Raw genomic sequence first — 26,980 nt, forward strand, 5'->3', positions numbered from 1 at the left:
GCGTCCTGCCGGCGGTGCGGGTCCCGGGCTTCCGGCGCGAGCGGCGGCGCGTCCAGGACGGGCGCCCGGCCGTGGTCTGGCGCCCCGGGGCGTCCGACGCGCGCACTCGCCCGGGTGGGTGCCTCGGACCCCGGCCGCAACCCGCCCGTCCCCTGTCGCGTCCAAGGTGCGAATAGGGTGGGAGGCCGGAAGAAGTACCCGATCACGAAGGGACCCGGGCAGTGAACGCGTTCGCGGAACGGCTGCTGGCCCTGGCGCACGCCCTCTTCAACCCGGGTTTCTGCCCGGGGGACTGGGTCTGGGCCACGGTGGCGGCGGGCGCGCTGACCGGCTTGTTCCCGGTGGCCGGTGCGGTCCTGGTCGCGCTGATGCGGAAGTTCACCGGCAACAGGTACGAGACCGGCCAGGTCGCGGCCATCGCCGCCATCGCGTTCGTCTTCGTGCTGGGGCTGCCGTGGCTGGCGTTCAACGGCATCTCCGGGATCTACCGCGCCGCGGTCGAGGGCAGCTCCCCGCTGTCCGCGGCCGATCTGGCGACGTTGAACCGCGAGTACTGCTCCTTCATCGGCACCCAGAGCGAGTACCTGGGCGGCGGCCAGAACATCTTCGAGACGATCTTCTACCCGTCCGGCAACGTGCTCGCCTACGGCTACTACCTGGGTGCTCTGGTCGGGCTGCCGCTGCTTGCGCTGCTGTTCATGATCCTGCAGGCGCGCACGGCGATGCGCCGCGGCCCGAAGTGGCCGGGCCGTCTGCTGTGGGTCGCGTTCGTACTGTTCGTGGTGTTCTCGGTGGGCGTCTCGTCCAACACGGGCGTCTTCCTGTGGCTGGGGTACCTGCCCATCGCGATGCTCGGGATCATCCCGATCGCGCTGGTCGGGCCGCCCTCGTGGTCGGTCATCAACCGCCCGGAACGCCGGCCGGAGCCGCGGCGGGAGCCTTCGCCGCCGGTGCAGCAACAGCCGCCGCCCCCGCCCCCTCCGCAGCCGAAGCAGTACGCGCCGACGGCTCTGGCGCCGGCGGCCCAGGAGCTGGCGGCGGCGCCCGGCCCGGTTCCCGTGCCGCCCGGGTCGACGGCCAACGGCAGCGGCCGGTACCGACGGATCAAGCGCCTCGGTCACGGTGGGTTCGGCACGGTCTGGCAGGCCGTGGACAACCAGCTGGGCCGCACCGTCGCGTTGAAGATCGCGCACGCGCCGGACCGGGACACCGAGGAACGCATGCGCCGCGAGGCCCGCGCTCTGGCGATGGTGGACCACCCGAACTGTGTGCGGGTCTACGACCTGGTCGAGGAGCCGGACGGGCTCGCCCTGGTCATGGAGTACCTGGAGGGCCAGTCGCTGGCTTCGGCGGTGGACACGATCGGCCCGCTCGACGACGTCGCCGCGGGCCGCCTGTGGGCCACGACCGCGGGTGCGCTGGCCGCGGCGCACGAGAAGGGTGTGCTGCACCGGGACGTCAAGCCGTCGAACGTGATCCTGGACCCGGAGGGTGTGCCGCACCTGATCGACTTCGGCATCGCACGCAGCCGCGGCGACTCCACGATGACCGCGACCGGGATGATGATCGGCACTCCCGATTTCGTCGCCCCGGAACAAGCGGCCGGCGCGGCGGCTTCCCCGGCCTCCGACGCCTGGCAGCTGGCCGCGACGGTGAGCTACGCGCTGTCCGGCTACCCGCCGCGTGGTACCCGTGAGACACCGATGGCCGCGTTGATGGCGGCGGCCCGCGCGGAGCCCGTGTCGAGGCTGCCGCAGCGTTCCGCGCACGCCCGCCTGCTGATTGCCTCGCTCGACAACGAACCCCGCCGCCGTCCGACGCTGCACACGGTGGTGCGCGAGGTGGAAGGCTTCCTGTCGCGCTCGGGCAAGTCAATGGACGGCCCGGTGACGCGAATCGTGCCCCGCCAGGGTGGCACCACCCGCGCAATGCCCCCACGCCGCTGACCGCGGGTTCCCCACCGTGGCATCGGTGGCGTCAAGCGCTACCAATGCCACGGTGGTGGCGTCGGGCGCTACGGATGCCGCGTTGGTGGCGTCGGACGTTACGAATGTGGCATTGGGGAACGCGCGGCGGTGCCCTTTCGGGCGAGGAGGATCGCCTGGGGGTGTTTCGTGCCGGCCAGGTCGACGCGTGCGGTGAGGTCGAAACCGGCGCGTTTGAGCAGTTTCGCGACGTGGTCGGGTGGAAGCAGGTAGGCGTCGTAGTTCACGGGCTGGCCGTAGGCTGCCTCGGGGTGCAACTGGGCATTCCCGGCGTGGAAGCCGATCAGCAGATGGCCGTCGGGAGCCAGTGTGCGGGCGAAACCGGCCAGCACCGCCGGCAGCACGGCGGGCGGCACGTGGAAAATCGACCACCACGCGACGATCCCGCCCAGCTCGCCGTCGGGCAGGTCGAGCGCTGTCATGGAGCCCACGTCGAACCGCAGGTGCGGATAGGTGCGGCGGGCGACCGCGACCATCTCGGGCGACAAGTCGACACCGAACACGTCGGTGCCCAGGCCGTCCAGATGCGCCGTCACGTGGCCGGGGCCGCAGCCGACGTCGGCCACCGGACCGGTGACCAGCTCGGCGAAGGCGCCCAGCATCCCGCGGCCCACCGCGTCCGCCGCGAACCTCGGCCGGACGAACGAGGCGTAGGACTCCGCGACCCGGTCGTAGGAATCCCGGGCGCGCTCCAGGAAGTCCGTCATCGCCAGGACGGCAGCCACAGCTCCGCCTGCCAGCGGGCGTTGCTGATCGGGTCGCCGTTCAGGATCGGCCACAGCCACGCGAAGTTCGCGACCACCAGGCCGACGTACAACGCCACCACCAGCAGCCCGGTTCCGCGCCGTTCGAAGCCGCGGCGGGCGCTGCCCAGGATCTGGCCAAGGCCGAGCGCCAGGCCGAGCGCGAGGAACGGCGCCATCGGCGTCGCGTAGAAGAAGTACATCTGCCGGTCGATGTTGGTGAACCAGGGCAGGTATCCGGCGAAGTAGCCGACCAGCACCGCCGCGTACCGCCAGTCGAACCGGAACAGCCACCGCCACAGGCCCCACCCGAGCATCGGCAGCGACAGCCACCAGGTCGCTGGCGTTCCGATCAGCATCGTCGCCTGGATGCAGTCGCCGCTGCCGCACGTTCCGCCGCCGGACTCGTACGAGTAGAGCATCGGCCGCAGCCCCATCGGCCACGTCCACGGCTTCGACTCCCACGGGTGCGGGTCGTTCTTGGGCGTGACGAGGCTTTCGTGGAAGTGCAGCACGTTCAGCGAGTAGTCGCCCAGCGACCGCAGCGCCGCGGGCACCCAGCCCCAGAAACCGGGGTCGATGCCCTCCATCTCCACGTAGTGCCGGTCGGTGCCGGACTCGCTCGCGAACCACGCCCACCAGCTCGCCAGGTACAGCAGCGCGGGAATCGCGACGATCGCCCACAACGCGGGCAGCACGTCCCGGCGCAGCGCGCCGATCCACGGCCGCGGCACCCCGGCGGCCCGGCGCGCGGCGACGTCGAAACCGACGCACAACAGCCCGAAGAACGCCATGTAGTACAAGCCCGACCACTTCACCGCGAACGTCAGGCCCAGGCACACCCCGGCGGCGAACCGCCACCACCGGAACCCCAGCCGCGGACCCCACGGCGACTCGTCGGCCCAGCCCTCGGCGACCGCCACCGCGAGCCGCTGCCGCACCTGGTCGCGATCGCACAGCAGGCACGCGAACGCGGCCAGCGCGAACAGGGCGATGAAGATGTCCAGCATGCCGATCCTGGCCTGCATGAACAGCACGCCGTCGCAGATCACCAGAATCCCGGCGATCCCGCCGAGCAGCGTCGACCGGGTCAGGCGCCGCGCGATGCGGATGGTCAGCAGCACGATGATCGTGCCCGCCACCGCCGCGCTGAACCGCCAGCCCCAGCCGTTGAACCCGAACATCCACTCGCCGAGCGCGATGATCTGCTTCGCCAGCGGCGGGTGCACGATCACCTCGTAGCCGGCGTTGTCCTCGAACCCGCCGTTGCGCAGCATCTGCCACGCCTGCACCGCGTAGTACTTCTCGTCGAAGACCGGGGTGCCCTTGTCGGTGGGGACCCCGAGGTTCTGGAAGCGGGTGACCGCCGCGACCAGCGTGAGGACGATCGTGACCACCCAGCCGCGCAGCCGGTCGTCGGGCATCGGCCGTCCGAGCAGCGTGGCGGCACGGTCGGTCGGCGGGCGGAGGTCCGCCCGGTCCGGTCGCGTCAGCAGTGCGGTCACGAGGTGATACTAGGGGGCGTCCGCGGAGTCTCAATCGCGCTCTCCCGCGCCCAAGCGGCCCCCACCTGGATCACGAAGCCCATCGATCAGACCCCGCGGACGCCCCCTGGGACCCACGGGTGAACTCGGAGTTCCCGCGCGGCGAATAGGGTGAAGGCCATGCCACTCGTCCTAGCCGCGACTCCGCTCGGTGACTCCCGTGACGCCTCGCCGCGCCTGGTCAGCGCCCTCGCCGAGGCGGATGTCGTCGCCGCCGAGGACACCCGTCGGCTGCGGTCGCTCGCCACGGCACTGGACGTGACTCCGCGTGGGCGGGTGATCAGCTTCTACGAGGACGTCGAGGAGTCCCGGCTGCCGAAGCTGCTGGAGTCGCTGCGGGCCGGGGAGACGGTGGTGCTGGTCACCGACGCGGGAATGCCGAGCGTGTCGGACCCGGGGTACCGGCTGGTCGCGGCGTGCGTCGAGGAGGAGTTGCCGGTCACCTGCCTGCCGGGTCCGTCGGCGGTGACCACCGCGCTGGCGCTGTCGGGGCTGCCGAGCGACCGGTTCTGCTTCGAGGGGTTCGCCCCGCGCAAGCCCGGGGAGAAGGGCCGCTGGTTCCGGGAGCTGGCGAACGAGCCGCGGACCGTCGTGTTCTTCGAGTCGCCGCACCGGCTGGCGGCCACGTTGACCGAGGCCGCGTCCGCGCTGGGCGACCGGCGGGCGGCGGTGTGCCGGGAGCTGACGAAGACCTACGAGGAGGTCCGGCGCGGCACGCTGCCCGAGCTGGCGGACTGGGCCGCCGACGGCGTGCGTGGCGAGATCACCGTGGTCCTGGAGGGGGCCCGGCCGCGGGCCGTGGCGGTGACCGACCTGGTCGCGGAGGTGTCGGCGCGCGTCGCGGAGGGCGAGCGGCTCAAGTCCGCCGCGGCGGAGGTCGCCGAGGCGGCGGGCGTGTCGAAAAAGGAGCTGTACGACGCGGTGCTGGCTGCCCGCCGCGCCTGAGCCGGGACTGCGAGAAGCGCGCCGCGTCTAACCCGTCAGCAGGGTCTCCAGCGGCGCGGCCTTGTGCAGGCATTCCTGCCACTCCGCGTCCGGATCCGAATCCGCGGTGATGCCGCCGCCCACGCCGAGCGCGATCCGGTCGCCGTGGAGCTCGAAGGTGCGGATCGCGACGTTCAGTTCCAGGCCGGCCACCGGTGAGGCCATCCCGATGGCGCCCGTGTAGACACCACGAGGCCGTGGCTCCAGTTCCGCGATGAGGTCGAGCGCCCGGATCTTCGGCGCGCCGGTGACCGAACCGGGCGGGAACGCCGCGGCCAGCAGGTCGGCGTCGGAACCGGTGAGCCGTCCCTCGACGGTCGACTCCAGGTGCCACACGCCGGGCGCGGGCCGGACCCGCAGCAGCTCGGGCACCCGGACGCTGCCCGTCGCGCACACGCGGCCCAGGTCGTTGCGCACCAGGTCGGTGATCATCACGTTCTCGGCGACGTCCTTGGCCGATTCGCGCAGCCGCTGGCGCAGCGCATCGTCGGCCGGGCCGCGGCGGGGGAGCGTGCCCTTGACCGGCGTGGAGCGGACGTGGTCGCCGTGCCGGGCCAGGAACAGCTCCGGCGAGAACGACACGACACTGCCCCAGTCGCCGGTCAGGAAGGCCGCCCGGCGTGGCTGGAGCCCCCGGACGCCCGCCGCGAACAGTGCCGCCGGTGAGCCCGCGAACGAGCCTGCGAAGCGGCTGCAGATGTTGGCCTGGTACAGCTCGCCCGCCTCGATCGCGTGCACGCAGGTCTTGACCGCGTGCCCGTGTTCGGCGGGCAACGGACGGTCGAGCGGGCCCGCGCGCCAGGACGGCGCGGGGGCCGGGAGGCTCAGCAGCCGTTCGAACTCGGCGGCGGTGACGTCCGAGTCGAGTGATTCGAACCACCACCAGCCGTCGGCGTCGAGGCGCAGGACGTGGTCGGCCCAGCCCCAGACCGCTTCCGGCAGGTCCGCGCGGCGGCCGGAGGGGTCGGCGAGGTCGTAGGACAGGTAGCCGATCCAGCCTCCGCCGACGGCACCGTCCACGCGCTCGACGCGTGGTTGCAGGTCGGGCACCTCGAACGGGTCGCTGACCGGGCGGAGCTGAACCTCGGGCGCGAGGACCGCGCGCGAACCGAACCAGTCGCCGCTCAGGCCGGCGGCCGTGCCGATGCCCCGGAACCGGGCGCGCTCGTCCAGCAGGAGCAGTACCTCATCCGGTGTTCTTCCCCGGCCCAGCCTCGTTCGTGTGACCCGCACGGGGACATTGTCACCTACGGTCGGGATCATGGTTCACGTCGTCGACACTGAACAGATCTGCAAGGTCACCGGGGCCGATTCGGTCAACCGGACGGATCGGCTGGCGATCCACGGCACCGATCTCGGCATCCTGTGGGACGGCGGTGACGGCCGGGTGTTCGTGCTGTTCGGGGACACGTTCGGTGCGGGCTGGGGCGGCGACGGCGGTGGCCCGAACAGCGCGGACTGGCGCTGCAACGTGCTCGGCTTCTCCACCACCACGGACCTGGCCCGCGGCCTCACCCTCGATGGCGTGGTGACCCGTCCGGACGGCACCGCGGCGCAGGTCATCGCCAGGGACGAGCGGCCGGACGAGGTCACCGTCATCCCGAACTCGGGACTCGCGGTCGGCGGGACGCAGGTCGTGCACTACATGTCGGTCCGTCAGTGGGGGCCGCCCGGCAAGTGGACCACCAACTACTCCGGGCTCGCGGTCTCCGGCGACGGCGGGGTGACCTGGGAGAAGCCGTGGGCCGCGCGCTGGATCAACCGCGCGGAACGGGACGATCCGTTCCAGATGTGCGCGCTGACCCGGGAGGGTGAGCACGTCTACCTCTTCGGTACCACCAACGGGCGGCACGGCGACGCCTACCTGGCCCGCGCGGCGGTCCCGCGGATGCTCGACGCCTCCGCGTACGAGTACTTCGACGGACACGGCTGGACCCGCGACGAGTTCGCCGCCGCGCCGGTCATCCCCGGGCCGGTCGGGGAGCTGTCCGTCGCCTACGACGTCCACCTCGGACAGTGGCTGGCGATGCACCTGGACGATCCGGGTGGCGCGATCGTGCTGCACTCCGCCGACCGGCTCACCGGCCCCTGGTCACCCGGCGAGGTGGCCGTGCCGGGACACCGGTACCCCGGGCTGTACGGCGGTTACCTGCACCCGTGGGCGCTGGACGGCCCGGACATCTACTACCTGATGTCGCAGTGGGGTCCGTACAACGTGTTCCTGATGCGCAGCCGGCTAGAGCAGTAGATCCGCCAGGGTGAAGGGGTAGACGAGCGCGTCCATGCCGATCGGCCCGGACACGCCGGACATCGGCGGCACCGAACTGTGCTCGTGCAACGCCAGGCGCGGGTGGAACCAACCCGGGCGGCCGGGGATGTCGTTGTGCCGCGCCACCCACAGCAGCACCTCGCGGTCGGCCCACTTCTCCGGGTGCAGCCGCCGCAGCCAGAGCCCGTAGTCGGCGTACACGACGACCCGCTGGATGCCCGCCGCCTGCCGCACGGTCTTCACCCACGCCCGCACGAACCGGTCGTCGACGCCCTCCGCCTCGACCTCCAGTGTCGGCGCGAGCGATCCGGGGCCGAACACGCCGAGCCCCCGCCCGGCCCGCACGCACAACTCGGCCTGGTCCTGGGGCGCGCCGGGACGCGCGTAGTGGCGGATGCCGGTCCGGACGCCCGACTGCTGCGCGGCTTCGATCTGTTCGCCCGCCCCGCGGTCGAGCCAGTTCGTGTTCTCGGTGACGGTGATGGAGGCGAACGAGACGGAACCGGATCGGACCGCGTCCCAGTCAGCCACCGTCGCGTGGAGCGCGAGGTTGATCCCGCGTTCCGTGCTGCCCTCCGTCAAACCGCCGCCTTCACACCGCTGAATTGGACACTGTGTAGTCACCATAAGCGCGAAAAGCCCCGGTTGCCGTATCGACGCACCACTCGAAAGCGGTGTGACACACAGCAAGTACACAGGTCACCGGAACGGTTTCCGCGACCGGCAGGGTGGAAAGCGGCTGCACGGCGGATGTTTCTTCAGCACGTCCGGTGAGGTCGAACCGACCGACGTGGCCGTGGGTGACGTCGTGACCAAGGGGCAGAAACTCGCCACGCTCGATTCCGTGGAAGCCGACCAGCAACTGGCCGTCGCGGAGAGCAACCTCGCGGTCGCCGAGGAAAACCTGGGCAACGCGGGCAGCGCCGCGCAAGGGAGCCAGGGCGCGTCCGAGAGCACCACGTCGCTGCAGGCGAAGGTCGACTCCGCCGAGCTGGCACAGGACGCGGTCGACGCGACCACGCTGACCGCGCCCGGTGACGGCACGGTCACCGCGATCAACGGTGCCGAAGGCGAGCAGACCGGCAGTTCCAGCTAGTCCGGGGCCGGCACGAGCAGCAGCGCGTTCATCGTGCTCACCGACTGCAGAGCCTGGTGGTCACGACATCGGTCGCCGAGGTCGACGTCAGCAAGGTCAAGGCCGGTCAGGTGGCGACACCACCGCGGAGGCCGACGTACGCGGCGAGTCCACAGTAGAGATCAAATCCGGGCTCACGCAGGGGGAGAAGGTGGTGCTTACCGTGACCGCAGCCGCCACCGGGAGCACCGGCATCCGCACCGGCGGCCAGGGCGGCATGATGCCCGGTGGCGGTGGCTCCGGCGACCCCGCCGCGCACGCCTGCGCGGGGTGGATCTGACCGTGATGCCCCGGGAGTACGTCGCGATCATGGGCGCGTCCGGTCGGGAAGCCGACGCCGCTGAACATCCTCGGCTGCCTCGACACCCCGGCCGCCGGGCGGTACCGGCTCGACGGGTTCGCGGTCGGCGACCTCAACGAGGCGCGGCTGTGCCTGCGGCGCAACCGCAAGATCGGGTTCGTCTTCCAGTCGTTCAACCTGCTGGCGCGTGCGACCGACTTGTCCGATGTGGAGCTTTCGCTGGGGTACTCGGGGTTGCGGCGCAAGGCGCGCCGGGAACGGGCGCTCGACGATGCCGGGCGGCTTCCGGCAGGGTTCGTCCGGCCACGGTTAACGGAGAGCGCCCTGGCCGAAGGCGGCCGTGAGCGCCTCCGCGATCAGACCGGGCAGTGCGGTCCGCCCGTCCTCTTCGGCCCCCAGGGCGTAGTTGTTGTCCTTGGCTCGCAGGGCCGGGGTCGAGATCATGAGCTGGAGGCGGGCGAGCAGGAACTTGCCGTCGTCCGTGAGTTCCGCACCGCCGCCGGTCAACGTCGTGACCGAGTCGATGAGCGCGCTGCCGATGCGGTGCACCAGCGGCTGTTCCGCGGGCGTCGCGGCGATCCGTTCGGCGACCAGTCGGCCGTTGTGGTCGAACAGCACGAGGTCTCCCTTCGTGGGGAAGTGCCGGTAAACGGTCATCGGCGACACCCCGGCGGCCTCGGCCACATCGGCCACGGTCGTGGTGTCGTACCCCCGCTTGACGAACAGCCCTGGTCGCCGGGGCCTCGCGGGGCATCGGGCAGGCGATCGCGATCCGGCTGGCGGCGCAGGGGGCGGCGGTCTTCGTGCACTTCGGCACCGACGAGCGTGGTGCGGCCGAGACGGTCGGCGAGATCGATCGCGTCGGCGGGACCGCGTTCGCGGTCCGGGCGAAGCTGGGCCGCTCGACATCCTCGTCAACAACGCGGCTGCCCCTCCCGCGGGCTCGCTCGGGGCCACGACGCGGAAGGAATTCGACCACCTCTTCGCGGTGAACGTGCGGGCGCCGTACTTCATCATCCAGCGGGCCCTGCCGCTGATGCCGGACGGCGGCCGCATCGTCACGATCTCGTCCGTGGCGACCCGGATGGCCAACCCCGCCCAGACGTCCTTCGCGATGACGAAGGGAGCGATCGAGACCATGTGCCTGACGCTGGCCAACGAGCTCGGGGCCAGGGGGATCACGGTGAACGCGGTCGCGCCCGGCGCCACTCGGACACCAGCGAACGGAGCGGTGTTCGAGACGCCTGGCCTGGCCGAGCTCATCGCCGGGACCACGGCGCTCAACCGGCTCGGCGACGCCGGAGACGTCGCCGAGGTGGTCGCGTTCCTCGCTGCTGACGGCGCGCGCTGGATCACCGGTCAGGTGATCGACGCCAGCGGTGGGTTGTTCCTCGGGCCACGCGTCTGAGCTGCTAACCGCCGACGCCGGAGGCGCGGGCGGCCGCCACGATCACCGCCGCGTCCTCCGGCAGCAGGTGACCCGCGGTGACCGAGGACTGGGCCGCTGCCTGGACCTTGGCGACGTAATCGGCGGTGGTCGGGTACAGGCGGCTCAGCACGGGCTCGGTGGTGCGCGGGAACGACGGGTCGGACGGGTCACCCGCGTCGTGCTGGTCCCACGCGTCGGCGTCGCCGTTCCACGGGTCGCGGGCGCCGTAGAGGCCGCAGAAGACACCACTGTCGGTCGTGTCCCGCTCGCCGCTGAGGGTTCGGGTGGGCACGGCGACATCGGGCAGCCGGATGCCGCCCACGGCGAGGCCGGTGCTCCGGTCGCGGAGGTCGGTGTTGAGCAGTGCGCCCTTGGCCGGGCGCGGCCCGCCCTGTGCCCACGTCGTCAGTGACCGCAGCGCGGCGTTCATGGCGTAGTGGCCGGGGCCGTCGTTGAACGGCGCCGAGCCCGCGGCGCAGTCCGGCTGCGGCGCGGCCGAACCGACCGACTTCCGCAACGTCGGACCGCCGAGGTCGAAGGCCCACTGGTCGCCGTGCGCGGTCCCGGCCAGCTCCCAGTGCACGACCCGGCCGGTGTCCGGCTGCCGTGCCGCGGACGCGCCCGGCACGTCGGTCTCGGTGAGGACGACGAACACCGGCACGGCCGAATCGGTCCGGATGCGGCTCGGGTTCGGCATCGTCAGTATGTCGACCAGCCTGCCGCTGATCGGCGACGCGACCGCGCTGTTGCTGTGGATCATCAGCCCGTCGTAGACCCGCGCGACCGGCTGGACCGCGTTGGCGTAGGTGGTCATGAACCCGGCCGACTGCGATTCACCGTCGGCGAGCAGGGTTGTCACCTCCAGCCCGCCGAGCGGGTCCGGCCCGTCCGGGCTGCGCAGCGCCTGGCCTGCCTGGGAGAAGATGTCGTAGGCGTAGGCGTCGCCGGGGTGGACGAGGCTGCCGTAGCGCGCCGGGTCCCAGCCCCGCAGGCCGGCGATGTCGCCGAGCCCGCCGTTCACGCCGACCGCCTGCGCGGACACGCCGGCCCACGCGTAACCCTGGCGCAGCAGCTCGTCGCGCAGGAACCAGTAGTCCGGGGACAGCTCCAGCTGGGCGCTGACGTTGAGCCATTCGACGACGACGGTGCCGTTGAACTTCGCCGGATCGCTGGGACGGCGGACCAGCAGCCGCGTCCGGTAGTCGGCCCGCGTGGTGGGCCGGACGTCCCAGCGGCCGCTGGAGGTCCACAGCCCGGACTTGGCGTAGGCGGTGGCCGTGCCCGAGAGGAAGTACTCGTTCTCGGTGTAGCCGAACGAGCCGAGATCTTCGGCGGCGGCCAGGAAGGGGAAACCGTGACCGCCCGCGGGCGGCACGGTGATCGCCGGGACGGCGGCCTGGGCTGCCGTGGCGGGCAGCATCGCGGCGAGCACCGCCAGGAGCACGGCGAGGATTGTTGTGCGCACTGGTCACCTCCGATGACGTCGGGGAGGCACAGTGTGCGGCCGCGGCCCGCGTGGCGGCATCGGTGAAATCGCCGGTGTTCACCCGCGCAACACGTGTTCGTGACCGCGGTGTGCCGGGGTTGCGCCCCGCGGCGGGAAGCTGGTCACCGATCTGTCCACACCGGACAATGGAGCGCGCCCAGAACGGCGCCGGCCCGCAGGACGGCGACAGCGTGCCGGGCGCCGTCTTCCGGCCGACGCCCGGTTCGCCGCTGGCGCGGCTCAACGACGCCCCCGACCACTGGTGTGTGGACGTCGAGGTGCCTCGCCGCTAAGCGTTCTCCTTCTGGAAAACCCGCGTTCCCCAGAACACCGCCAGCACCGTCATCACCACCAGGACGATCGAGCCGGTCATCAGCGCGTCCATCGTCAGATCCCCGCGGAACGCGGCTCGCTCGGCGTCGACGACGTGGGTGAACGGGTTGATCCGCGAGATCGTGTACAGCCAGTCCGGCGCGAGGATGCTGGTGATCGGCAGCAGGATGCCGGACAGCAGCAGCACCGGCATGAGCACGGCGTTGAGCAGCGCCGGGAATGCCTGCTCACTCTTGAGGGTGAGCGCGACCGCGTACGACGCCGACGCCAGCGTGGCCGCGACGAGCGCGACGATCACCAGGCTCAGCAGCACCCCGCCGACCGGCGCGTCCAGTCCGAACGCGACGTAGGCCAGCACCGTGATCAGGATGGCCTGGATGATCGCCTGGATCACGTTGTTCGCCACCTTGCCCAGCAGCAGCCCGCCCCGGCTGGCCGGTGTCACCCGCAGCCGTTCCAGCACCCCGCTGCGGTAGTCCATCAGCAGTGAGAACCCGGCGAACGACGAGCTGAACAACGCCAGCTGCACGATCAGCGCCGGCGTCAGGATGGTCCAGCTGCTGCCCGGCGGGAAGCCCGGTGTGCTGCCGACGACCTTCTCCATCAGCGGCCCGAACAGCACCAGGTACAGCACCGGCTGCATGATGCCGATCATGACCCACGCGGGGTTGCGCATGGACAACGTCCAGTCCCGCTTGAAGATCAGCCACGTGTCACGCAACATGGGCGGCCTCCTCGTGGGTCCGCGGCTGCTCGGCGTCCCGCAGTGAGCGACCGGTCAGCGTCAGGAACACGTCATCCAGCGTCGGCCGGTGCACCTGCATCGAGGTCATCGGGATGCCCTGGGAATCGAGGTGCCGCAACAGTTCCGGCAGCGCGGTGTCCCCGCGCGGCACCCGGAACCGCACCACGTCGTCGCCGAGGGTCACTTCGTGTGCCCCTTCCAGGTGCCCGGCGAGCTCCGCCGCCGCGCCGACGAACTCCGGTGCGACGCCGATCGTGACCCCGTCACCGGACACACGGGCTTTGAGCGAGTCCGGCGTCCCCTCGGCGACGATCTCACCGTTGTCGATCACCAGGACCCGATCGCACAGCGAGTCGGCCTCGTCCAGGTAGTGCGTGGTGAGGAACAGCGTGACCCCGCGCTCCGCGCGCAGCCGGCGGATGTGGTCCCACAGGTTCGCCCGGCTCTGCGGGTCGAGTCCCGTGGTCGGTTCGTCGAAGAAGATCAGCTTCGGGTCGTGGACCAGGCTGAGCGCGATGTCCATCCGCCGCCGTTGCCCGCCGGAGAGCGTCTTCGTCAGCCGCTGGTCCAGGTTCACCAGGTCGAGTTGCTCGACCAGCTCCTGGCCGCGGCGCCGCGCGTCGGCCTTGCTCATGCCGTAGAGGCGGCCCTGGAGCTCGATTTCCTCGATCACCCGCATTTCCGGCGTGACGCCACCGCCCTGGGCGACGTAGCCGATCTGCCTGCGCACCCCGACCGGATCGGCGAGCAGATCGCGCCCGGCCACCTGCGCCTCGCCCGCGGTGGGCCGCAGGAGGGTGGTCAGCATGCGCAGGGTCGTGGTCTTCCCCGCGCCGTTCGGGCCGAGGAACCCCACCAGCTCACCCTCGGTCACTTCGATGTCGACGCCCTTGACGGCCTCGACGCTGCGGCCGCGCGCGGTGAACGTCCGCGCCAGGCCGCGTGCCCTGATCATGCGATCCCCCTTCGAGTAGTCAAATTTGACTAGTGATGGTGGCCACTCTTACTCAGGTATCGCGTCGTAGTCAAATTTGATTACTTGATCAGCGCGGTGGCTCGCCGAAGCTGCGACCCGGGTCGTCGGCCATCACGTACTCGCCTTCTTCGAGCCGTTTGACCAGATTGCGGACCCACTCCATGGTCGCCGAGACGTTCGCCGCCCACAGCCGGTACAGCTCGTTCACGTGGGCGGGCTGCCCCCACTCCGTGCCGTGTCCCAGCACGTGCCGCACCGAGGCGAGCTGGCCCTCCATCTGCGTGAGCCGGTGCTGGAGGAGCGAGATCGTGCGCCGCCGGGGCAGGCAGGTCAGGAACGTCAGCGCCGCGGCGAAGCCGAACGCGTTCTGCGCGTCGTTCTCGCCCAGCTCGCTCAGCATCTGGCTCAGCCGGACCACGAACTCGCTCTCACCGTCGTCCGTCAGCCGGTAGGCGACCCGGTCCGGGCCGCGGCCATCGGGCTCCTCGGCCACCGCCTCCAGCAGTCCTTCGGCGGCCATCTTCTTCAGCGCGTGGTAGATCGATCCCGGCTGGACGTTCGCCCACCGGTCGGCGGACCAGGTCAGCAGCTCGCGCCGCACCTGGTAACCGTGCGCCTTGCCGTACATCCGTACGACGCCGAGCACCAGCAACCGCGTCGGCGACACCGGACCTCCTTAAGCCTTCCCGGTAACAATGCACGAGACGCCATCCGTACGCTAAACAGGCATGAGCATCCCTGTGTTGACGGCGGTGGCCTGGCCTTATGCCAACGGGCCCCGTCACATCGGCCACGTCTCCGGTTTCGGCGTCCCGTCCGACGTGTTCTCGCGCTACCAGCGAATGGCCGGCAACCGGGTGCTCATGGTGTCCGGGACCGACGAACACGGCACGCCGATCACGGTTCAGGCCGACAAGGAGGGCCTCACCTCCCAGCAGACCGCCGACAAGTACACCCGGCAGATCGGCCAGGACCTGCAGGGGCTCGGGCTGACCTACGACCTGTTCACCCGCACCAGCACCGGCAACCACGCCGAGGTCACGCAGCAGATCTTCCTCGCGTTGTATCGCAACGGCTATGTCGTGCCCAAGACGACGACGGGCGCGATCAGCCCGTCCACCGGCCGGACGCTGCCCGACCGCTACATCGAGGGCACCTGCCCGATCTGCGGTTACGACGGCGCCCGCGGCGACCAGTGCGACAACTGCGGCAACCAGCTCGACGCCGCCGAGCTGATCAACCCGAAGTCGCGCATCAACGGCGAGACGCCGAAGTTCGTCGAGACCGAGCACCTGTTCCTCGACCTGCCCGCCTTCACCGAGAGCCTCGGCAAATGGCTGGCGACGAAGACCTTCTGGCGGCCCAACGTCGTCAACTTCACCAAGAACCTCCTCGACGACATGCGGCCCCGTCCGATCACCCGTGACCTGGACTGGGGTGTGAAGATCCCGCTGGACGGCTGGCGCGACCAGCCGCTCAAGCGGTTCTACGTGTGGTTCGACGCGGTGATCGGCTACTTCTCGGCCAGTGTCGAGTGGGCGCGGCGCAGCGGGGACCCGGACGCGTGGCAGGAGTTCTGGACCAACCCGGACGCCCGCGCCTACCACTTCATGGGCAAGGACAACATCACCTTCCACGCCCAGATCTGGCCGGCGTTGTTGCTGGGTCACAACGCCGAGGGCGACCGGGTCGCTCCTGGTGGCGGGGTCGGCCCGTACGGCAGGCTCAACCTGCCGTACGAGATCGTCTCCAGTGAGTTCCTGACCATGAGCGGGTCGAAGTTCTCCACCTCGCGCGGCACCGTCATCTACGTCAACGACTTCCTGCGCGAGTTCGGACCGGACACGCTGCGCTACTTCATCGCGGTGGCGGGCCCGGAGACCCAGGACACCGACTTCACCTGGGACGAGTTCGTGCGCCGCACCAACTTCGAGCTGGCCAACGAATGGGGCAACCTGGTCAACCGCTCGATCTCGATGGCGCACAAGAACAACGGTGCCATCCCGGCCCCGGTCAAGCCGGCCGCCGCGGACGAGGAGTTGAAGGCGCTGTCCCGCAAGGCGTTCGAGACCGTGGGCGGGCACCTGCAGCGGTCCCGGTTCAAGCTGGCCGCCGGCGAGGCGATGCGGGTCGTGTCCGCGGCCAACCGGTACCTGTCCGACCAGGAGCCATGGAAGCTCAAGGACGATCCGGAGCGGCGCGACGCGGTGCTGCACACCGCGTTGCAGGTCGTGTCGGACGCGAACACGCTGCTCACGCCGTTCCTGCCGCATTCGGCGCAGAAGGTGCACGAGGCGCTGGGTGGCACCGGCGTGTGGGCGGCGCAGCCGGAGCTCAAGGACGTCGAGGACCTCGACATCCCGGACCGGATCAACCCGATCCTGACCGGTGACTACGCGGCCGAGCAGGCGCGCTGGGAGTCGGTGCCGGTCGAGGTGGGCCGTCCGCTGGCGAAGCCGACGCCGTTGTTCGCCAAGCTCGACCCGAAGCTGGGCGAGACCGGCCCGGAGTGGGCCCCGATCGCGCCGTGAGCAGGACGGAACGGCCCCCGGTGCCGGAGCGTCTTCCGGCGCCGGTGGTCGACTCGCACACGCACCTGGACGCCTGCGGCGCGGTCACGGCGGCCGACGTGGCCGAGCGGGCCGACCGCGCCGAGGCGGCCGGGGTGACGCGCATGGTGACCGTCGCCGACGATCTCGACGCCGCCCGCTGGGCCGCCGAAGCATCCACTTGGGACGCGCGGGTGTGGGCGGCGGTCGCCATCCATCCCACGCGCACCAAGGACTTCGGCGAGCCGGAACGGTCCGAAATAGAGCGTCTGGCGCGGCGGGACCGGGTGGTCGCGGTCGGTGAGACCGGCCTGGACTACTACTGGGACTACTCGCCGCCGGAGGCCCAGCAGGAGGCGTTCCGGTGGCACATCGACCTCGCCAAGCGCGTGGGCAAACCGCTGATGATCCACGACCGGGACGCGCACGAAGACGTGCTCCGGATCCTGGACGAGGAGGGCGCGCCGGAGACGGTGGTGTTCCACTGTTTCTCCGGCGACGAGGACATCGCGCGCCGGTGCGTGGACGCCGGTTACGTGCTGTCCTTCGCCGGCACGGTCACGTTCCGCAACGCCCGTGCTCTGCAGGCCGCGGCGAAGCTGGTGCCGTCCGGGCAGTTCCTCGTCGAGACCGACGCGCCCTTCCTGACACCCCATCCGTACCGCGGACGCCCGAACGAACCGTATTGCACCGCCTACACGGTCGCGTTCCTCGCCGACCTCCGGTCGGAGCCGCTGGAACAGGTCTGTTCGGCGGTATCCACCGCGGCCGAACGCGTCTTCCGGCTCCCGTCCGTCACATCGAGTTGAACCGGCTGCGACATTCGTGGAAATCAACCATCCAGCTGGCGGAGTGACGAACGCCACGACATTCCATCCGGTGTTTGCGCAACCCGGCGAGGTCCGTTACTGTCCCGTGACCGTGCCGCATGATCGCTCCAACCGGGCGAAGCGGGACACCCGGAGTCAAGCCAGTGCAGGTCGGGATCGGGGATGGCGACGACTCGCGGGAGCCGTAGTGCGAAAGGGATCGACCTGCTGTGACTGGTAGTAGATGGGCCGACGCGCGCCCGACTGAGGCGATGGACTGGTTCGAGTCCAGCCGTGGCGGCGCCGTGGGCACCCTCGACTGGCCCGAAGCCGAGTTCTCGGACGACCTGGCGGTCACCGAGCACGACATCCGCACGGTGCTGGGCAACGACGCCGACGATCTGATGGCCGAGGCCGAGATCGACGTCGACGAGCTGATCCGGCTGATCAACGCCGAGACCACGATGCTCCCGGCACTCGCCATCCCGGACGCACTGGCCGAGGACCGCACCGCGGTCGCGGAGGCCGAGCCGGAGCCGGAGAAGGCGCTCGTCAGCGCGGTCAAGACCTGGAAGCGCCGGTTCCTCCGTGGCTCGGTCCTGGCTCTGCTGATCAGTCTCACCGGTGGCGGCGCGGCGGCGCTGGCCATGAACAAGAGCGTGACCGTCGACGTCGATGGTCATACGCAGACCGTGCACAGCTTCGGCCAGACGGTCGGCGAGGTTCTGGAGGACGCCGGTCTCACCGTCGGTGAGCACGACGCGCTGTCTCCCTCGCCGCAGGCGCCGGTCGGTGACGGTGGCGTCATCAAGCTCGAGCGCGGCCGCAAGCTGAACCTGGTCGTCGACGGCGTGGCGCGCGAGTCGTGGGTCCGCGCGTCGAGCCTGCAGGAAGCGATCTCCCAGCTGGGCCTGGCCGAGAAGTTCGGCGCGGGCACGGCGTTCTCGATGCCGCTGGACGCGGAGCTGCCCCTGGAGGGCGCGACCGTCGAGGTCAAGACCCTCAAGCACATCACGCTCTACGACGGCGACGCCGCTCCGCGCCCTGTCGACACCACGGCCGTCACCGCGGAGGAGTTCCTGTCCCAGCAGGGCCTGTCGCTCGGTGCCGACGACGAGATCGACGGTGGTCTCGACCTCAAGCTGGCCGACGGCGCCGAGGTGCGTATCTCGCGCACCGGCGTGTCGGTGATCAACCAGGAAGAGGAGATCACGCCCGAGGTCGAGGAGATCAAGGACTCGACCCTCGAAGCGGGCAAGGAGATCGTCGAGGATCCGGGCACCGCGGGCAAGAAGCTGGTGACCTACCGGATCACCAAGCGCAACGGCAAGGAGACCGACCGCGAGGAGCTGTCGACCAAGGTCCTGGTCGAGGCCAAGAACAAGGTCGTGCGGGTCGGCACGAAGCAGCCGGTGATCAGCGACGGCGCCATCTGGGACCGCATCGCGCAGTGCGAGTCGACCGGCAACTGGTCGATCAACAACGGCAACGGCTACTACGGTGGGCTCCAGTTCGACAAGCAGACATGGGACGCCTACGGCGGCGACGCCTACGCGGCCTACCCGCACCAGGCCACGCGCGAACAGCAGATCGCGATCGCGACGAAGGTCCGCGACGACCGCGGCGGCTACGGCGCCTGGCCGGTCTGCGGCAAGAAAGCCACCAGCTGACCCTCGCCGACCTCCCATGATGACCCCGGCCCAGGCCGGGGTCATCTGCTTTTTTTCACGCACACTTCCGCGCACGAACGTGGAACTCACGCACGCAACCCCCACCCGGCAACGCACCGCGCCCACCCTCCGAACCACTCCTCTCCCGCAACCCGATTCCCAGCCAAGCCGCACACCCGCCAAGCCGCGCACCGCAACCGCGCGTCAAGCAACCCCACGCGGCGGCTACCATCAGCGCGTGACTGCACTGCTCGGACCGGCCGAGATCCGTGGGCTGGCCGCCGAGCTGGACATTCGGCCGACGAAGAAACTCGGCCAGAACTTCGTCCACGACCCGAACACGGTCCGCCGCATCGTGGACCTCTCAAAGGTCAGCGACACCGACCACGTCCTCGAAATCGGCCCCGGCCTCGGCTCCCTGACTCTGGGGCTCCTGGGCTCCGGCGCGCGGGTCACCGCGATCGAAATCGACCCGGTGCTCGCCACCCGACTGCCGGTCACCATCGCCGAGCGTGCTCCCGAAGCGCGGTTCACCGTCCGCACCCAGGACGCCCTCAAGCTCGCCGCCGCGGACCTGCCGGACCCGCCGACACACCTCGTCGCGAATCTGCCGTACAACGTCGCCGTGCCGGTCGTGCTGCACCTGCTGGCCGAGTTGCCGTCGCTGGCGCACGGGCTGGTGATGGTGCAGACCGAGGTCGCCGACCGCATGGCCGCGGGGCCCGGCAGCCGGATCTACGGGGTACCGAGCGTGAAGATCGCCTGGTACGGGACGGCCCGCAAGGTGGCGCCCGTGCCCCGTGCCGTGTTCTGGCCGGTACCGAATGTCGACTCCGCGCTGGTGTCCTTCGAGCGCGCCGCGGAGCCGGCCGCTGACCGGGGCGAGGTGTTCGCCGTCGTCGACGCCGCCTTCGCCCAGCGGCGCAAGACCCTCCGTGCCGCGCTGTCTTCGTGGGCCGGTTCGGGTGAGCGGGCGGAGGCGATCCTGCGTGCGGCGGGCATCGATCCGCGCACGCGCGGTGAGCAGCTCGAAGTAAGGGACTTCGTGCGGATCGCTGAGGGCAGGGCCTTACCACCGTCCGTGTGATCTCGCACCCTGATCCGCGTCGGAGACTTGCCAAGAAGACGTGAAGTCCGTTCTACTCTGTGGAGTATCCATCCCGAGCGGCTGAGAGACCTGGCTCGCCGAAGCCGCAGCAACCACCCCACCGGGGCAGGTGCTACCGCCAGGACCGATGGAGGACCCTGTGTACCGCACAATGCTCACGAGGCGCCGCGTCGTCGACGAATGTCGTCGCACGGTCTGTGCGTGTCGTCGCTGACCGTTTTCCCCTAACCCCTTTGCCTGTCTTCGCCTGACTGTCCTCAGTGGACGGTCTCCTTGGTGTGCGGTCGGCGCGTTCGCGCCCGTTGTGCTGGAGCCATTCGTGATCACTGTCGAAAACCTGACCAAGTCCTATACCGGTGCCGCTGCGCCCGTCCACGCTCTGCGGGACGTCAACGTCGAGGTGCCCGCCGGCGCACTCTTCGGCGTCGTCGGCCCCGCCGGCTCCGGCAAGTCGACCCTCGCCCGCTGCATCGCGCTGCAGGAGAAGCCGGACCGGGGCGTGGTGCGCCTCGACGGACTGAGCACCGCCGGACTGGAGGGACGGCGGCTGCGTGAGGTGCGCCGCCAGGTCGCGGTGCTGGACGCTCAGCCCGTGCTGCACGCCGAGCGCACCGTGGCGGGCAACGTCGCGGTGCCGCTGGAGCAGCTGGGCGTCGAGGGGCCGCAGCGTCGCAGCCGGGTGGGCCGCCTGCTCGACCTGGCCGGCCTGACTCAGCGTGCCGCGCTGCGGCCGAGCGAACTCACCCCCGGTCAGCGGCGTCGCGTCGCGCTCGCCCGTTCGCTCGCCGCGGCCCCGGCCGTGTTGCTCGCCGACGATCCGACCGGCGGGATCGCGGCCGAGGAGAGCGGCGGTGTGCTGACCGTCCTCGATCGCGCGCGGGCCGAGCTCGGCGTGACCGTGCTGCTGACCACGCAGGACGGTGCCACCGTGCGCCGCGTCTGCGATGGGGTCGGTCTGCTGGATAACGGGCGTCTCGTCGAGCAGGGCACCGTGCTGGAGCTGCTCGCCGACCCGTCGAGCCGGATCGCGCGGAGCCTGCTGCCCGCGATCGACACGCCGCGGTCCCAGTCGGCGGGCTACGACCGGTCCGCCGATGTCGTGCTGATCGGTTTCGCGGCCGTCGGCGCGCTGCTGCCGGAAGCTTCGGCGCGGTTCGACGTCGAGCTGGCCACCATCGGCGGCGGCCTGACCCGGGTCGGCGACACCCCGGTGGCCCGCTTCCGGATCGGCGTGAACGGCACGCAGGCCGACACCGCGCTGGCGTGGATCGCCGACCGCGGCGCGCACGTCGTGCAGCCGAAGGAAGGCCCGAAGAGCGTCGTCGCGGCGTGAGGACGGGGGCGCCCCGCAGGGCGCCCCCTCGTTTCACTTGCGGCGGGCGAGCAAACCGACGGCGATCGCGCCGAGCGCCACGATCCCGGCGGCCCAGCCGTTGGCGACCGCGTAGCCGTGCACGGTCGCGGCGGGCAGGCTCAGGCCCACCACCGAACCGGTCGCGCTCGCGGCGATCGTGTTCAGCGATGCCGTGCCCAGTGACGCGCCCACCTGCTGCGACGTGGTGATGAACGCCGAGGCGACTCCCGCGTCCTTCGGCTCCACCCGCGCGGTCGCGATGTTCATGACCGTCGGCATCGCCAGCCCGGCGCCCGCGCCGAGCACCAGCTCCATGGGCAGGATCAGCGACGCGTACGAGGTGTCCACGGACAGCTGGGTCAGCGTCGCGAGTCCGGCGGCCATCAGCAGGAGCCCGGTCACCAGGAGCGGGCGCGGCCCGGTCCGCGGGATGAGCCGTCGCGTCAGCAGCGTCGAGACCGTCACGTTGGCCAGCATGAACGGCAGGAAGGCGAGACCGGCGCCGAGCGCGCCGAAGCCCATGATCGCCTGCAGCTGGTAGGTGATGAACAGGAACATCCCGAACATGCCGAACGCGGCGACCGCGATCGTCAGGAAGCCGGACGAGCGGGCCCGGTCGGACAGGATCTGCAGCGGCAGCAACGGGTTGCCCACGCGGCTCTGCCGGATGACGAACGTGGCCAGCAGCACGACGGCACCGGCCAGGCAGCCGAGCACGACGGCCGAGCCCCAGCCGCGGGTGGCGGCCTCGGACAGGCCGTAGACCAGGCCGGCGATCCCGGCGCTGCCCAGGATCCCGCTGGTCCAGTCCAGCCGCGTGGAGCGGTGGCCGGGCACGTGCGGCAGGACGAACCAGCCGGCGACGGCCGCGGCGATCGCGATCGGCAGGTTCACGTACAGGCACCAGCGCCAGGACGCGTACTCGGCCAGCGCGCCGCCTGCCAGCAGCCCGAGCGCGCCGCCGGACATCATGATCGCGCTGAAGATCCCGAACGCCTTCGCGCGTTCCTTCGTCTCGGTGAACGTGATGGTCAGCAGCGACAGCGTGGACGGGGCGAGCAGCGCGGCGAAGACCCCCTGGGCCGCGCGGGCGGCGATGAGGAGACCGGGACCGGAGGCCATCCCGCCGAGCGCGGAGGCCGCGGCGAACCCGAGCGCGCCGACGATGAGCGTGTTCTTGCGGCCCAGCCGGTCGGCGAGCCGCCCGCCGAGCAGCAGCAGGCCGCCGAAGGCCAGCGTGTAGGCGCTGATGGTCCACTGGCGGGCGACGTCGGACATGCCGAGGTCGGCCTGCGCGGTGGGCAGCGCGATGTTGACGATCGTGGTGTCGACGATGACCAGCAGCTGGGCGAGCCCGATGACGGCGAGTGCCCACCACCGTCTCTGGTCCGCGGGCGCCGCGACCGGCGCCGAAGTGGTTGTCGTCATGATGGAACCCCCTGGTGGACGACTGGGTTAGACTTGGGATCAACCATTGCTAGTCGGCCGACAAGTAATGGCTGACCGCACGGTAGGCGCATTGCTAGCCGGGCGTCAAGCAAGTTTGAGAGTTCCTCAGGAAGGACGGTCATGGCGGGGCGGCGGACCGACACGCGCGAGCGCATCCAGCGGGTCGCGCTCGACCTGTTCGTCGAGCAGGGCTACGAGAAGACCTCGCTGCGGGAGATCGCGGAGAAGCTCGAGGTCACCAAAGCCGCGCTCTACTACCACTTCCGGACGAAAGAGGACATCGTCCACAGCCTGATCGAGGACATCGGCAGCTCGCTCGACGAGATCGTGGCGTGGGCGGGTGAGCAGGACCGCTCGGTGCGGACCAGGCAGGAGGTCCTGCGGCGGCTCTCCGCGCTGATCCAGGGCCGGTTCGGACCGGTCATGCGGTTCATGCAGGAGAATCAGCCCGCGCTCAAGGAGCTGCACGCCGGGCACGTCCTCGCCCAGCGCATGAAGTCGTTGTTCACGCTGCTGGGGCCCGACGACGCCGATCCGGCGGACCAGCTGCGCGCGCGGCTCGCGCTGGTCGCCCTGATGATCGGCAACAACCCGCAGTTCCTGGACGAGAACCCGGCCGCCGGGTCGTCCGAGGTCGCGTTGCAGGTCGCACTGGAGCTTGCCTCTCCGAGGTCCGGAGCGGGCACGTAGGCTTGACGGGTGCTCGCCGTCGTACCGCCACCCGTCACCGTCAGGGTGCCGTCGAAGATCAATCTGCACCTGTCGGTCGGCGACCTGCGCCCGGACGGGTTCCACGACCTGACCACCGTGTTCCACGCGCTGTCGCTGACCGACGAGGTCACCGTCGCGCTCGCCGAGGAGCCGGGTGTCGAGGTCTACGGCGAGGGTGAGCAGGTGGTTCCGACGGGTCCCGGCAACCTCGCGTGGCGCGCCGTGGAGGCACTGGCAGCGCATGTGGGCAAGGCCGACGGTGCGTCCAACGTCCGGGTGGTCCTCCGCAAGGGGATCCCCGTCGCGGGTGGGATGGCGGGCGGCAGCGCCGACGCGGCGGGCACGCTCGTGGCGCTGTCGTCACTGTGGAAGCTGGAGATCGGGCGGGACGAACTCGCCGAGATCGCCGCGAAGCTGGGTTCGGACGTGCCGTTCGGCCTCTACGGCGGCACCGCGCTCGGCACCGGACGCGGCGAGCAGCTGGTGCCGGTCCTGTCGCGGCACACGTTCCACTGGGTGCTCGCGTTCGACCAGCGCGGACTGTCCACACCGCGTGTCTTCACCGAACTCGACCGGCTTCGCGAGGCGGGTAATCCGCCGCGCGTGGGTTCGCACGCGCCCGTCGTCGAGGCGCTCGCTTCGGGTGACCCGCGTCAGCTGGCCCTGTTGCTCGGTAACGATCTGCAGGCCGCCGCGGTGTCGCTGCGGCCAGGTCTGCGCCGCACGTTGCGCGCCGGGGTGAACGCCGGTGCGCTGGCAGGCACGGTCTCCGGGTCCGGTCCGACGTGCGCGTTCCTGTGCTCCGACGCCGAATCCGCGCTGGAGGTCGCGGCCGAGCTGGCCGGGGCCGGGGTGTGCCGGACGGTGCGGGTCGCGCACGGCCCGGTGCCCGGCGCGCGACCCGTCGGCGGCGACGAACACCGGCCCACTCCTCCGCAGGTGCACGCATGACCAATTTGATCAACCTCGAGGCCGTGTCCAAGTCCTACGGGGTCCGCCCGCTGCTGGACAACGTCTCCCTCGGTGTCGGCGAAGGTGAGCGCATCGGCGTCGTCGGGCTCAACGGTGGCGGCAAGACCACGTTGCTGGAGGTCCTGGCCGGGCTCGCGCCACCGGATTCCGGGCGGGTCAGCCAGGTGCGCGGGCTGCGGCTGGCGGTCGTCACCCAGCGCACGGAACTCGCCGAAGGCAGCACGATCCGCGAAGCCGTGCTCGCCGGTTACGCCGCCGAGCACGAGTGGGCGGCCGACGCGCGGGTCAGGTCCATTGTGGAAGGGCTGGGGATCACCGCGCTGGGGCTGGACAATCCCACCGCGACACTGTCCGGAGGGGAGCGTCGCCGGGTCGCGCTGGCGGCCGCGCTCATCGGCGACCTCGACCTGCTCGTGCTCGACGAGCCGACCAACCACCTCGACGTCGAAGGCGTGCGCTGGCTCGCCGACCACCTGCTGGCGCGGCGGTCCGCGCTCGTCGTCGTCACCCACGACCGGTGGTTCCTGGACACCGTGTGCGGCCGCACCTGGGAGGTCGCGGACGGCAGGGTCGAGCAGTACGAGGGCGGATACGCGGACTGGATCTTCGCGCGCGCCGAGCGAGCCCGCCTCGCGGCCACGATGGAGGAGAAGCGGCGCAACCTCGCGCGCAAGGAGCTGGCCTGGCTCCAGCGCGGCGCGAAGGCCCGCACCTCCAAGCCGCGCTATCGCATCGAGGCGGCCGAGGCGCTGATCTCGGACGTGCCTGAGCCGCGGAACGCGGCCGAGCTGATGAGCTTCGCGCGCCGCCGTCTCGGCAAGACCGTGCTGGAGCTGGAGGACGTCACCCTGTTCGCCGGGGACAAGCCGGTCGTCGAGGGGCTGACCTGGCGGATCGGGCCCGGCGACCGGTTCGGGCTGGTCGGCGTCAACGGTTCGGGCAAGACGACGCTGCTCAAGCTGCTGGCCGGGGAGCGTGAACCGGCTGCGGGCAAGCGGATCGAAGGCAAGACGGTGCGGCTGGCGCACCTGTCGCAGGAGCTCGACGAGCTGCCGGGCCGGTTGCGGGTGCTGGAGGCCGTGGAGGAGGTCTCGGCGCGGGTCGTGCTGGGCAAGCAGGAGCTGTCGGCCTCACAGCTGGCGGAGAAGCTCGGTTTCCCGCCGGCGCGGCAGTGGACGCCGGTCGAGGACCTTTCCGGTGGCGAGCGGCGGCGCCTCCAGCTGGCGCGTCTGCTGATGGCCGAGCCGAACGTGCTGCTGCTCGACGAGCCGACGAACGACCTGGACATCGACACGCTGCAGCAGCTGGAAGACCTGCTGGACTCGTGGCCGGGCACGATGGTCGTGGTCTCGCACGACCGCTACCTGGTGGAACGCGTGACGGACGCGGTGTACGCCCTCTTCGGCGACGGCCGGATCACCCACCTGCCCGGCGGCATCGACGAGTACCTGTCCCGGCGCGCCGCGGTGCGTGTCCCGGCCGCGGCCCCGAAGCCCGCGCAGAAAACGTCGAGCGCGGCGGAGTTCCGCGCGGCGCAGAAGGAGCTGTCCCGCCTGGAGCGTCGGCTGGACCAGCTGCACACCCGCGAAACGAAGCTGCACGAGCAACTCGCCGAGCACGCCACGGACCCGGACAAACTGGTCGAGTTCAACACCGAACTGAAAACGGTCCGCGCCGAGATCGAGGACGTCGAGGCGCGCTGGCTGGAGACCTCCGAGCTGGTCGAGTAGCCCGCTCTCAGGCGCGGGCGTAGTCGCCGAAGGACGCTTCGAGGAGGGCGAACGCCTGCTCGGCCTCTTCGCCGGCCACGGCCGCGATCTCCGGGCCGCCGCGCCCGGCGAGCGTCAGCTCCTGGATACGCGCGAACACCACCCGGTGGACCCCACCGAACACGGCCGCCGCGGCCCGTGGCGTGATGTCCCCGGCCGTGGCGCCCGTCGCCGCCACGAGCGCGGCGGCGAGGTTGTCCTCACGCAGGTCGTGCAGGCTACGCAGGCAGACCGACAACGTCGGGCTGTCGGCGATCATCCGGCTGAATTCCGGCCCGGCGAAGCCGGCCACCGGGTCCTGCCGGGCGATCGCGTCCAGGCAGCCGCTCCGGAGCGCGCCGAGAGCGGACTCACCGGGCCCCCGCGCCACGACCGTACGGGCGAGGCTTTCGACGAACTCCTCCTGGTGGTCGAACGCCAGGTCCTCCTTGCGCGGGAAGTAGTTGGTCACGGTCTTCTTGGCTACGCGCGCCGCTTCCGCGATCTCCGCGATCGTCGTGTGTTCGAAACCCTTCGCCAGGAACAGCCCGGTCGCGCGGTCGGAGATCAACTGCCGCGTCTCGCGCTTCTTGACTTCGCGGAGCCCGGTGACGGTCATGAGCGAATCTTACCCCGGTCCTACTTTTTATCTTGACAAGCATCGTGTAACGAGCATAAGT

24 protein-coding genes, 1 pseudogene and 1 riboswitch are annotated in these 26,980 nt (G+C 70.7%); of the genes and pseudogenes, 14 read left to right on the forward strand and 11 right to left on the reverse strand.

All coding sequences use genetic code 11. From position 1 onward, the window contains the following. Positions 1-221 precede the first annotated feature (221 nt). On the forward strand, positions 222-1,946 hold the full coding sequence (locus HNR02_RS13710) for a serine/threonine-protein kinase (RefSeq protein WP_179773569.1): 1,725 nt from the start codon (positions 222-224) through the stop codon (positions 1,944-1,946). A gap of 98 nt (positions 1,947-2,044) precedes the next feature. On the opposite strand, the gene HNR02_RS13715 is transcribed toward HNR02_RS13710, so the two are convergent. Both HNR02_RS13715 and HNR02_RS13720 read right to left on the reverse strand, forming a co-directional pair. Next, the gene (locus HNR02_RS13715) at positions 2,045-2,692 is read right to left on the reverse strand and encodes a class I SAM-dependent DNA methyltransferase (protein WP_179773570.1); all 648 of its coding nucleotides are present in this window, start codon (positions 2,690-2,692) and stop codon (positions 2,045-2,047) included. Continuing rightward, complete coding sequence (locus tag HNR02_RS13720) at positions 2,689-4,233, reverse strand: dolichyl-phosphate-mannose--protein mannosyltransferase (protein ID WP_179773571.1); 1,545 nt, start codon at positions 4,231-4,233, stop codon at positions 2,689-2,691. The genes HNR02_RS13715 and HNR02_RS13720 overlap by 4 nt, the downstream gene beginning before the upstream one ends. A gap of 159 nt (positions 4,234-4,392) precedes the next feature. Between HNR02_RS13720 and rsmI the strand changes: the two genes are divergently transcribed. After that, positions 4,393-5,217 carry a 16S rRNA (cytidine(1402)-2'-O)-methyltransferase gene (gene rsmI / locus HNR02_RS13725; RefSeq protein ID WP_179773572.1) on the forward strand — a complete coding sequence of 275 codons (825 nt, stop codon included), beginning with the start codon at positions 4,393-4,395 and terminating at the stop codon, positions 5,215-5,217. A 27-nt stretch (positions 5,218-5,244) separates the two neighbouring features. Here rsmI and HNR02_RS13730 read toward each other — a convergent pair whose 3' ends face one another. Continuing rightward, complete coding sequence (locus tag HNR02_RS13730) at positions 5,245-6,489, reverse strand: aminodeoxychorismate synthase component I (protein WP_312860995.1); 1,245 nt, start codon at positions 6,487-6,489, stop codon at positions 5,245-5,247. 28 nt (positions 6,490-6,517) lie between these two features. On the opposite strand from HNR02_RS13730, the gene HNR02_RS13735 reads away from it, so the two are divergent. After that, complete coding sequence (locus HNR02_RS13735; RefSeq protein ID WP_179773574.1) at positions 6,518-7,504, forward strand: glycoside hydrolase family 183 protein; 987 nt, start codon at positions 6,518-6,520, stop codon at positions 7,502-7,504. On the opposite strand, the gene HNR02_RS13740 is transcribed toward HNR02_RS13735, so the two are convergent. Then, positions 7,493-8,107: a glycoside hydrolase family 25 protein gene (locus HNR02_RS13740; protein WP_179773575.1), complete on the reverse strand. Its 615-nt coding sequence runs from the start codon at positions 8,105-8,107 to the stop codon at positions 7,493-7,495. The two genes, HNR02_RS13735 and HNR02_RS13740, sit on opposite strands and share 12 nt — an antisense overlap. 226 nt (positions 8,108-8,333) lie before the next feature. Here HNR02_RS13740 and HNR02_RS35435 point away from each other — a divergent pair, with 226 nt between their 5' ends. After that, complete coding sequence (locus HNR02_RS35435) at positions 8,334-8,621, forward strand: efflux RND transporter periplasmic adaptor subunit (protein WP_312860996.1); 288 nt, start codon at positions 8,334-8,336, stop codon at positions 8,619-8,621. A gap of 649 nt (positions 8,622-9,270) precedes the next feature. On the opposite strand, the gene HNR02_RS13750 is transcribed toward HNR02_RS35435, so the two are convergent. Beyond that, positions 9,271-9,618 (reverse strand): hypothetical protein, encoded by a 348-nt coding sequence (locus HNR02_RS13750; RefSeq protein WP_246338561.1) that lies wholly within the window; start codon positions 9,616-9,618, stop codon positions 9,271-9,273. Positions 9,619-9,737: 119 nt separating this feature from the next. Here HNR02_RS13750 and HNR02_RS13755 point away from each other — a divergent pair. Beyond that, a pseudogene (locus HNR02_RS13755) lies at positions 9,738-10,369 on the forward strand (SDR family oxidoreductase). Positions 10,370-10,373: 4 nt separating this feature from the next. Here HNR02_RS13755 and HNR02_RS13760 read toward each other — a convergent pair. Continuing rightward, complete coding sequence (locus HNR02_RS13760; protein ID WP_312860997.1) at positions 10,374-11,855, reverse strand: alpha/beta hydrolase domain-containing protein; 1,482 nt, start codon at positions 11,853-11,855, stop codon at positions 10,374-10,376. Between the two features lie 167 nt (positions 11,856-12,022). Here HNR02_RS13760 and HNR02_RS13765 point away from each other — a divergent pair, with 167 nt between their 5' ends. Continuing rightward, on the forward strand, positions 12,023-12,169 hold the full coding sequence (locus HNR02_RS13765; protein WP_179773576.1) for a hypothetical protein: 147 nt from the start codon (positions 12,023-12,025) through the stop codon (positions 12,167-12,169). On the opposite strand, the gene HNR02_RS13770 is transcribed toward HNR02_RS13765, so the two are convergent. From HNR02_RS13770 to HNR02_RS13780, 3 genes are all read right to left on the reverse strand, one after another. After that, positions 12,166-12,933 (reverse strand): ABC transporter permease, encoded by a 768-nt coding sequence (locus HNR02_RS13770; RefSeq protein ID WP_179773577.1) that lies wholly within the window; start codon positions 12,931-12,933, stop codon positions 12,166-12,168. The two genes, HNR02_RS13765 and HNR02_RS13770, sit on opposite strands and share 4 nt — an antisense overlap. Then, positions 12,923-13,909, reverse strand: coding sequence for an ATP-binding cassette domain-containing protein (locus HNR02_RS13775; RefSeq protein WP_179773578.1), 987 nt, complete (start codon positions 13,907-13,909; stop codon positions 12,923-12,925). The genes HNR02_RS13770 and HNR02_RS13775 overlap by 11 nt, the downstream gene beginning before the upstream one ends. Before the next feature lie 88 nt (positions 13,910-13,997). Beyond that, a complete protein-coding gene (locus HNR02_RS13780; RefSeq protein WP_179773579.1) occupies positions 13,998-14,597 on the reverse strand; it encodes a PadR family transcriptional regulator in 600 nt (199 codons plus the stop codon). A 61-nt stretch (positions 14,598-14,658) separates the two neighbouring features. Between HNR02_RS13780 and metG the strand changes: the two genes are divergently transcribed. From metG to HNR02_RS13805, 5 genes are all read left to right on the forward strand, one after another. Next, positions 14,659-16,461, forward strand: coding sequence for a methionine--tRNA ligase (metG, locus tag HNR02_RS13785; RefSeq protein WP_179773580.1), 1,803 nt, complete (start codon positions 14,659-14,661; stop codon positions 16,459-16,461). Next, positions 16,458-17,288 (forward strand): TatD family hydrolase, encoded by an 831-nt coding sequence (locus HNR02_RS13790; RefSeq protein WP_179773581.1) that lies wholly within the window; start codon positions 16,458-16,460, stop codon positions 17,286-17,288. Before metG ends, HNR02_RS13790 begins: the two co-directional genes overlap by 4 nt. A gap of 272 nt (positions 17,289-17,560) precedes the next feature. Continuing rightward, on the forward strand, positions 17,561-18,958 hold the full coding sequence (locus HNR02_RS13795) for a resuscitation-promoting factor (protein WP_179773582.1): 1,398 nt from the start codon (positions 17,561-17,563) through the stop codon (positions 18,956-18,958). Between the two features lie 238 nt (positions 18,959-19,196). Then, entirely contained in the window at positions 19,197-20,045 is an 849-nt protein-coding gene (gene rsmA / locus HNR02_RS13800) for a 16S rRNA (adenine(1518)-N(6)/adenine(1519)-N(6))-dimethyltransferase RsmA (RefSeq protein ID WP_179773583.1), read from the forward strand. Positions 20,046-20,110: 65 nt separating this feature from the next. Continuing rightward, positions 20,111-20,200: riboswitch (SAM riboswitch) on the forward strand. A 185-nt stretch (positions 20,201-20,385) separates the two neighbouring features. Next, positions 20,386-21,399 carry a methionine ABC transporter ATP-binding protein gene (locus tag HNR02_RS13805; RefSeq protein ID WP_179773584.1) on the forward strand — a complete coding sequence of 338 codons (1,014 nt, stop codon included), beginning with the start codon at positions 20,386-20,388 and terminating at the stop codon, positions 21,397-21,399. A gap of 33 nt (positions 21,400-21,432) precedes the next feature. Here the strand turns inward: HNR02_RS13805 and HNR02_RS13810 are convergent, their stop codons facing one another. Beyond that, positions 21,433-22,848, reverse strand: coding sequence for an MFS transporter (locus HNR02_RS13810; RefSeq protein ID WP_179773585.1), 1,416 nt, complete (start codon positions 22,846-22,848; stop codon positions 21,433-21,435). Positions 22,849-22,989: 141 nt separating this feature from the next. Here HNR02_RS13810 and HNR02_RS13815 point away from each other — a divergent pair, with 141 nt between their 5' ends. Genes HNR02_RS13815 through HNR02_RS13825 form a run of 3 tightly spaced genes read left to right on the forward strand, consistent with a single transcriptional unit; the run spans position 22,990 to position 26,282 of the window. Then, positions 22,990-23,559: a TetR/AcrR family transcriptional regulator gene (locus HNR02_RS13815; RefSeq protein WP_179773586.1), complete on the forward strand. Its 570-nt coding sequence runs from the start codon at positions 22,990-22,992 to the stop codon at positions 23,557-23,559. 9 nt (positions 23,560-23,568) lie between these two features. Beyond that, positions 23,569-24,531 (forward strand): 4-(cytidine 5'-diphospho)-2-C-methyl-D-erythritol kinase, encoded by a 963-nt coding sequence (locus tag HNR02_RS13820; RefSeq protein WP_179773587.1) that lies wholly within the window; start codon positions 23,569-23,571, stop codon positions 24,529-24,531. Beyond that, positions 24,528-26,282 carry an ABC-F family ATP-binding cassette domain-containing protein gene (locus tag HNR02_RS13825; protein ID WP_179773588.1) on the forward strand — a complete coding sequence of 585 codons (1,755 nt, stop codon included), beginning with the start codon at positions 24,528-24,530 and terminating at the stop codon, positions 26,280-26,282. The genes HNR02_RS13820 and HNR02_RS13825 overlap by 4 nt, the downstream gene beginning before the upstream one ends. 7 nt (positions 26,283-26,289) lie before the next feature. Here the strand turns inward: HNR02_RS13825 and HNR02_RS13830 are convergent, their stop codons facing one another. Continuing rightward, positions 26,290-26,919, reverse strand: coding sequence for a TetR/AcrR family transcriptional regulator (locus tag HNR02_RS13830; RefSeq protein ID WP_179773589.1), 630 nt, complete (start codon positions 26,917-26,919; stop codon positions 26,290-26,292). Between the last annotated feature and the right edge of the window lie 61 nt (positions 26,920-26,980).

Source organism: Amycolatopsis endophytica (assembly GCF_013410405.1).
Taxonomy (GTDB): Bacteria; Actinomycetota; Actinomycetes; order Mycobacteriales; family Pseudonocardiaceae; genus Amycolatopsis_E; species Amycolatopsis_E endophytica.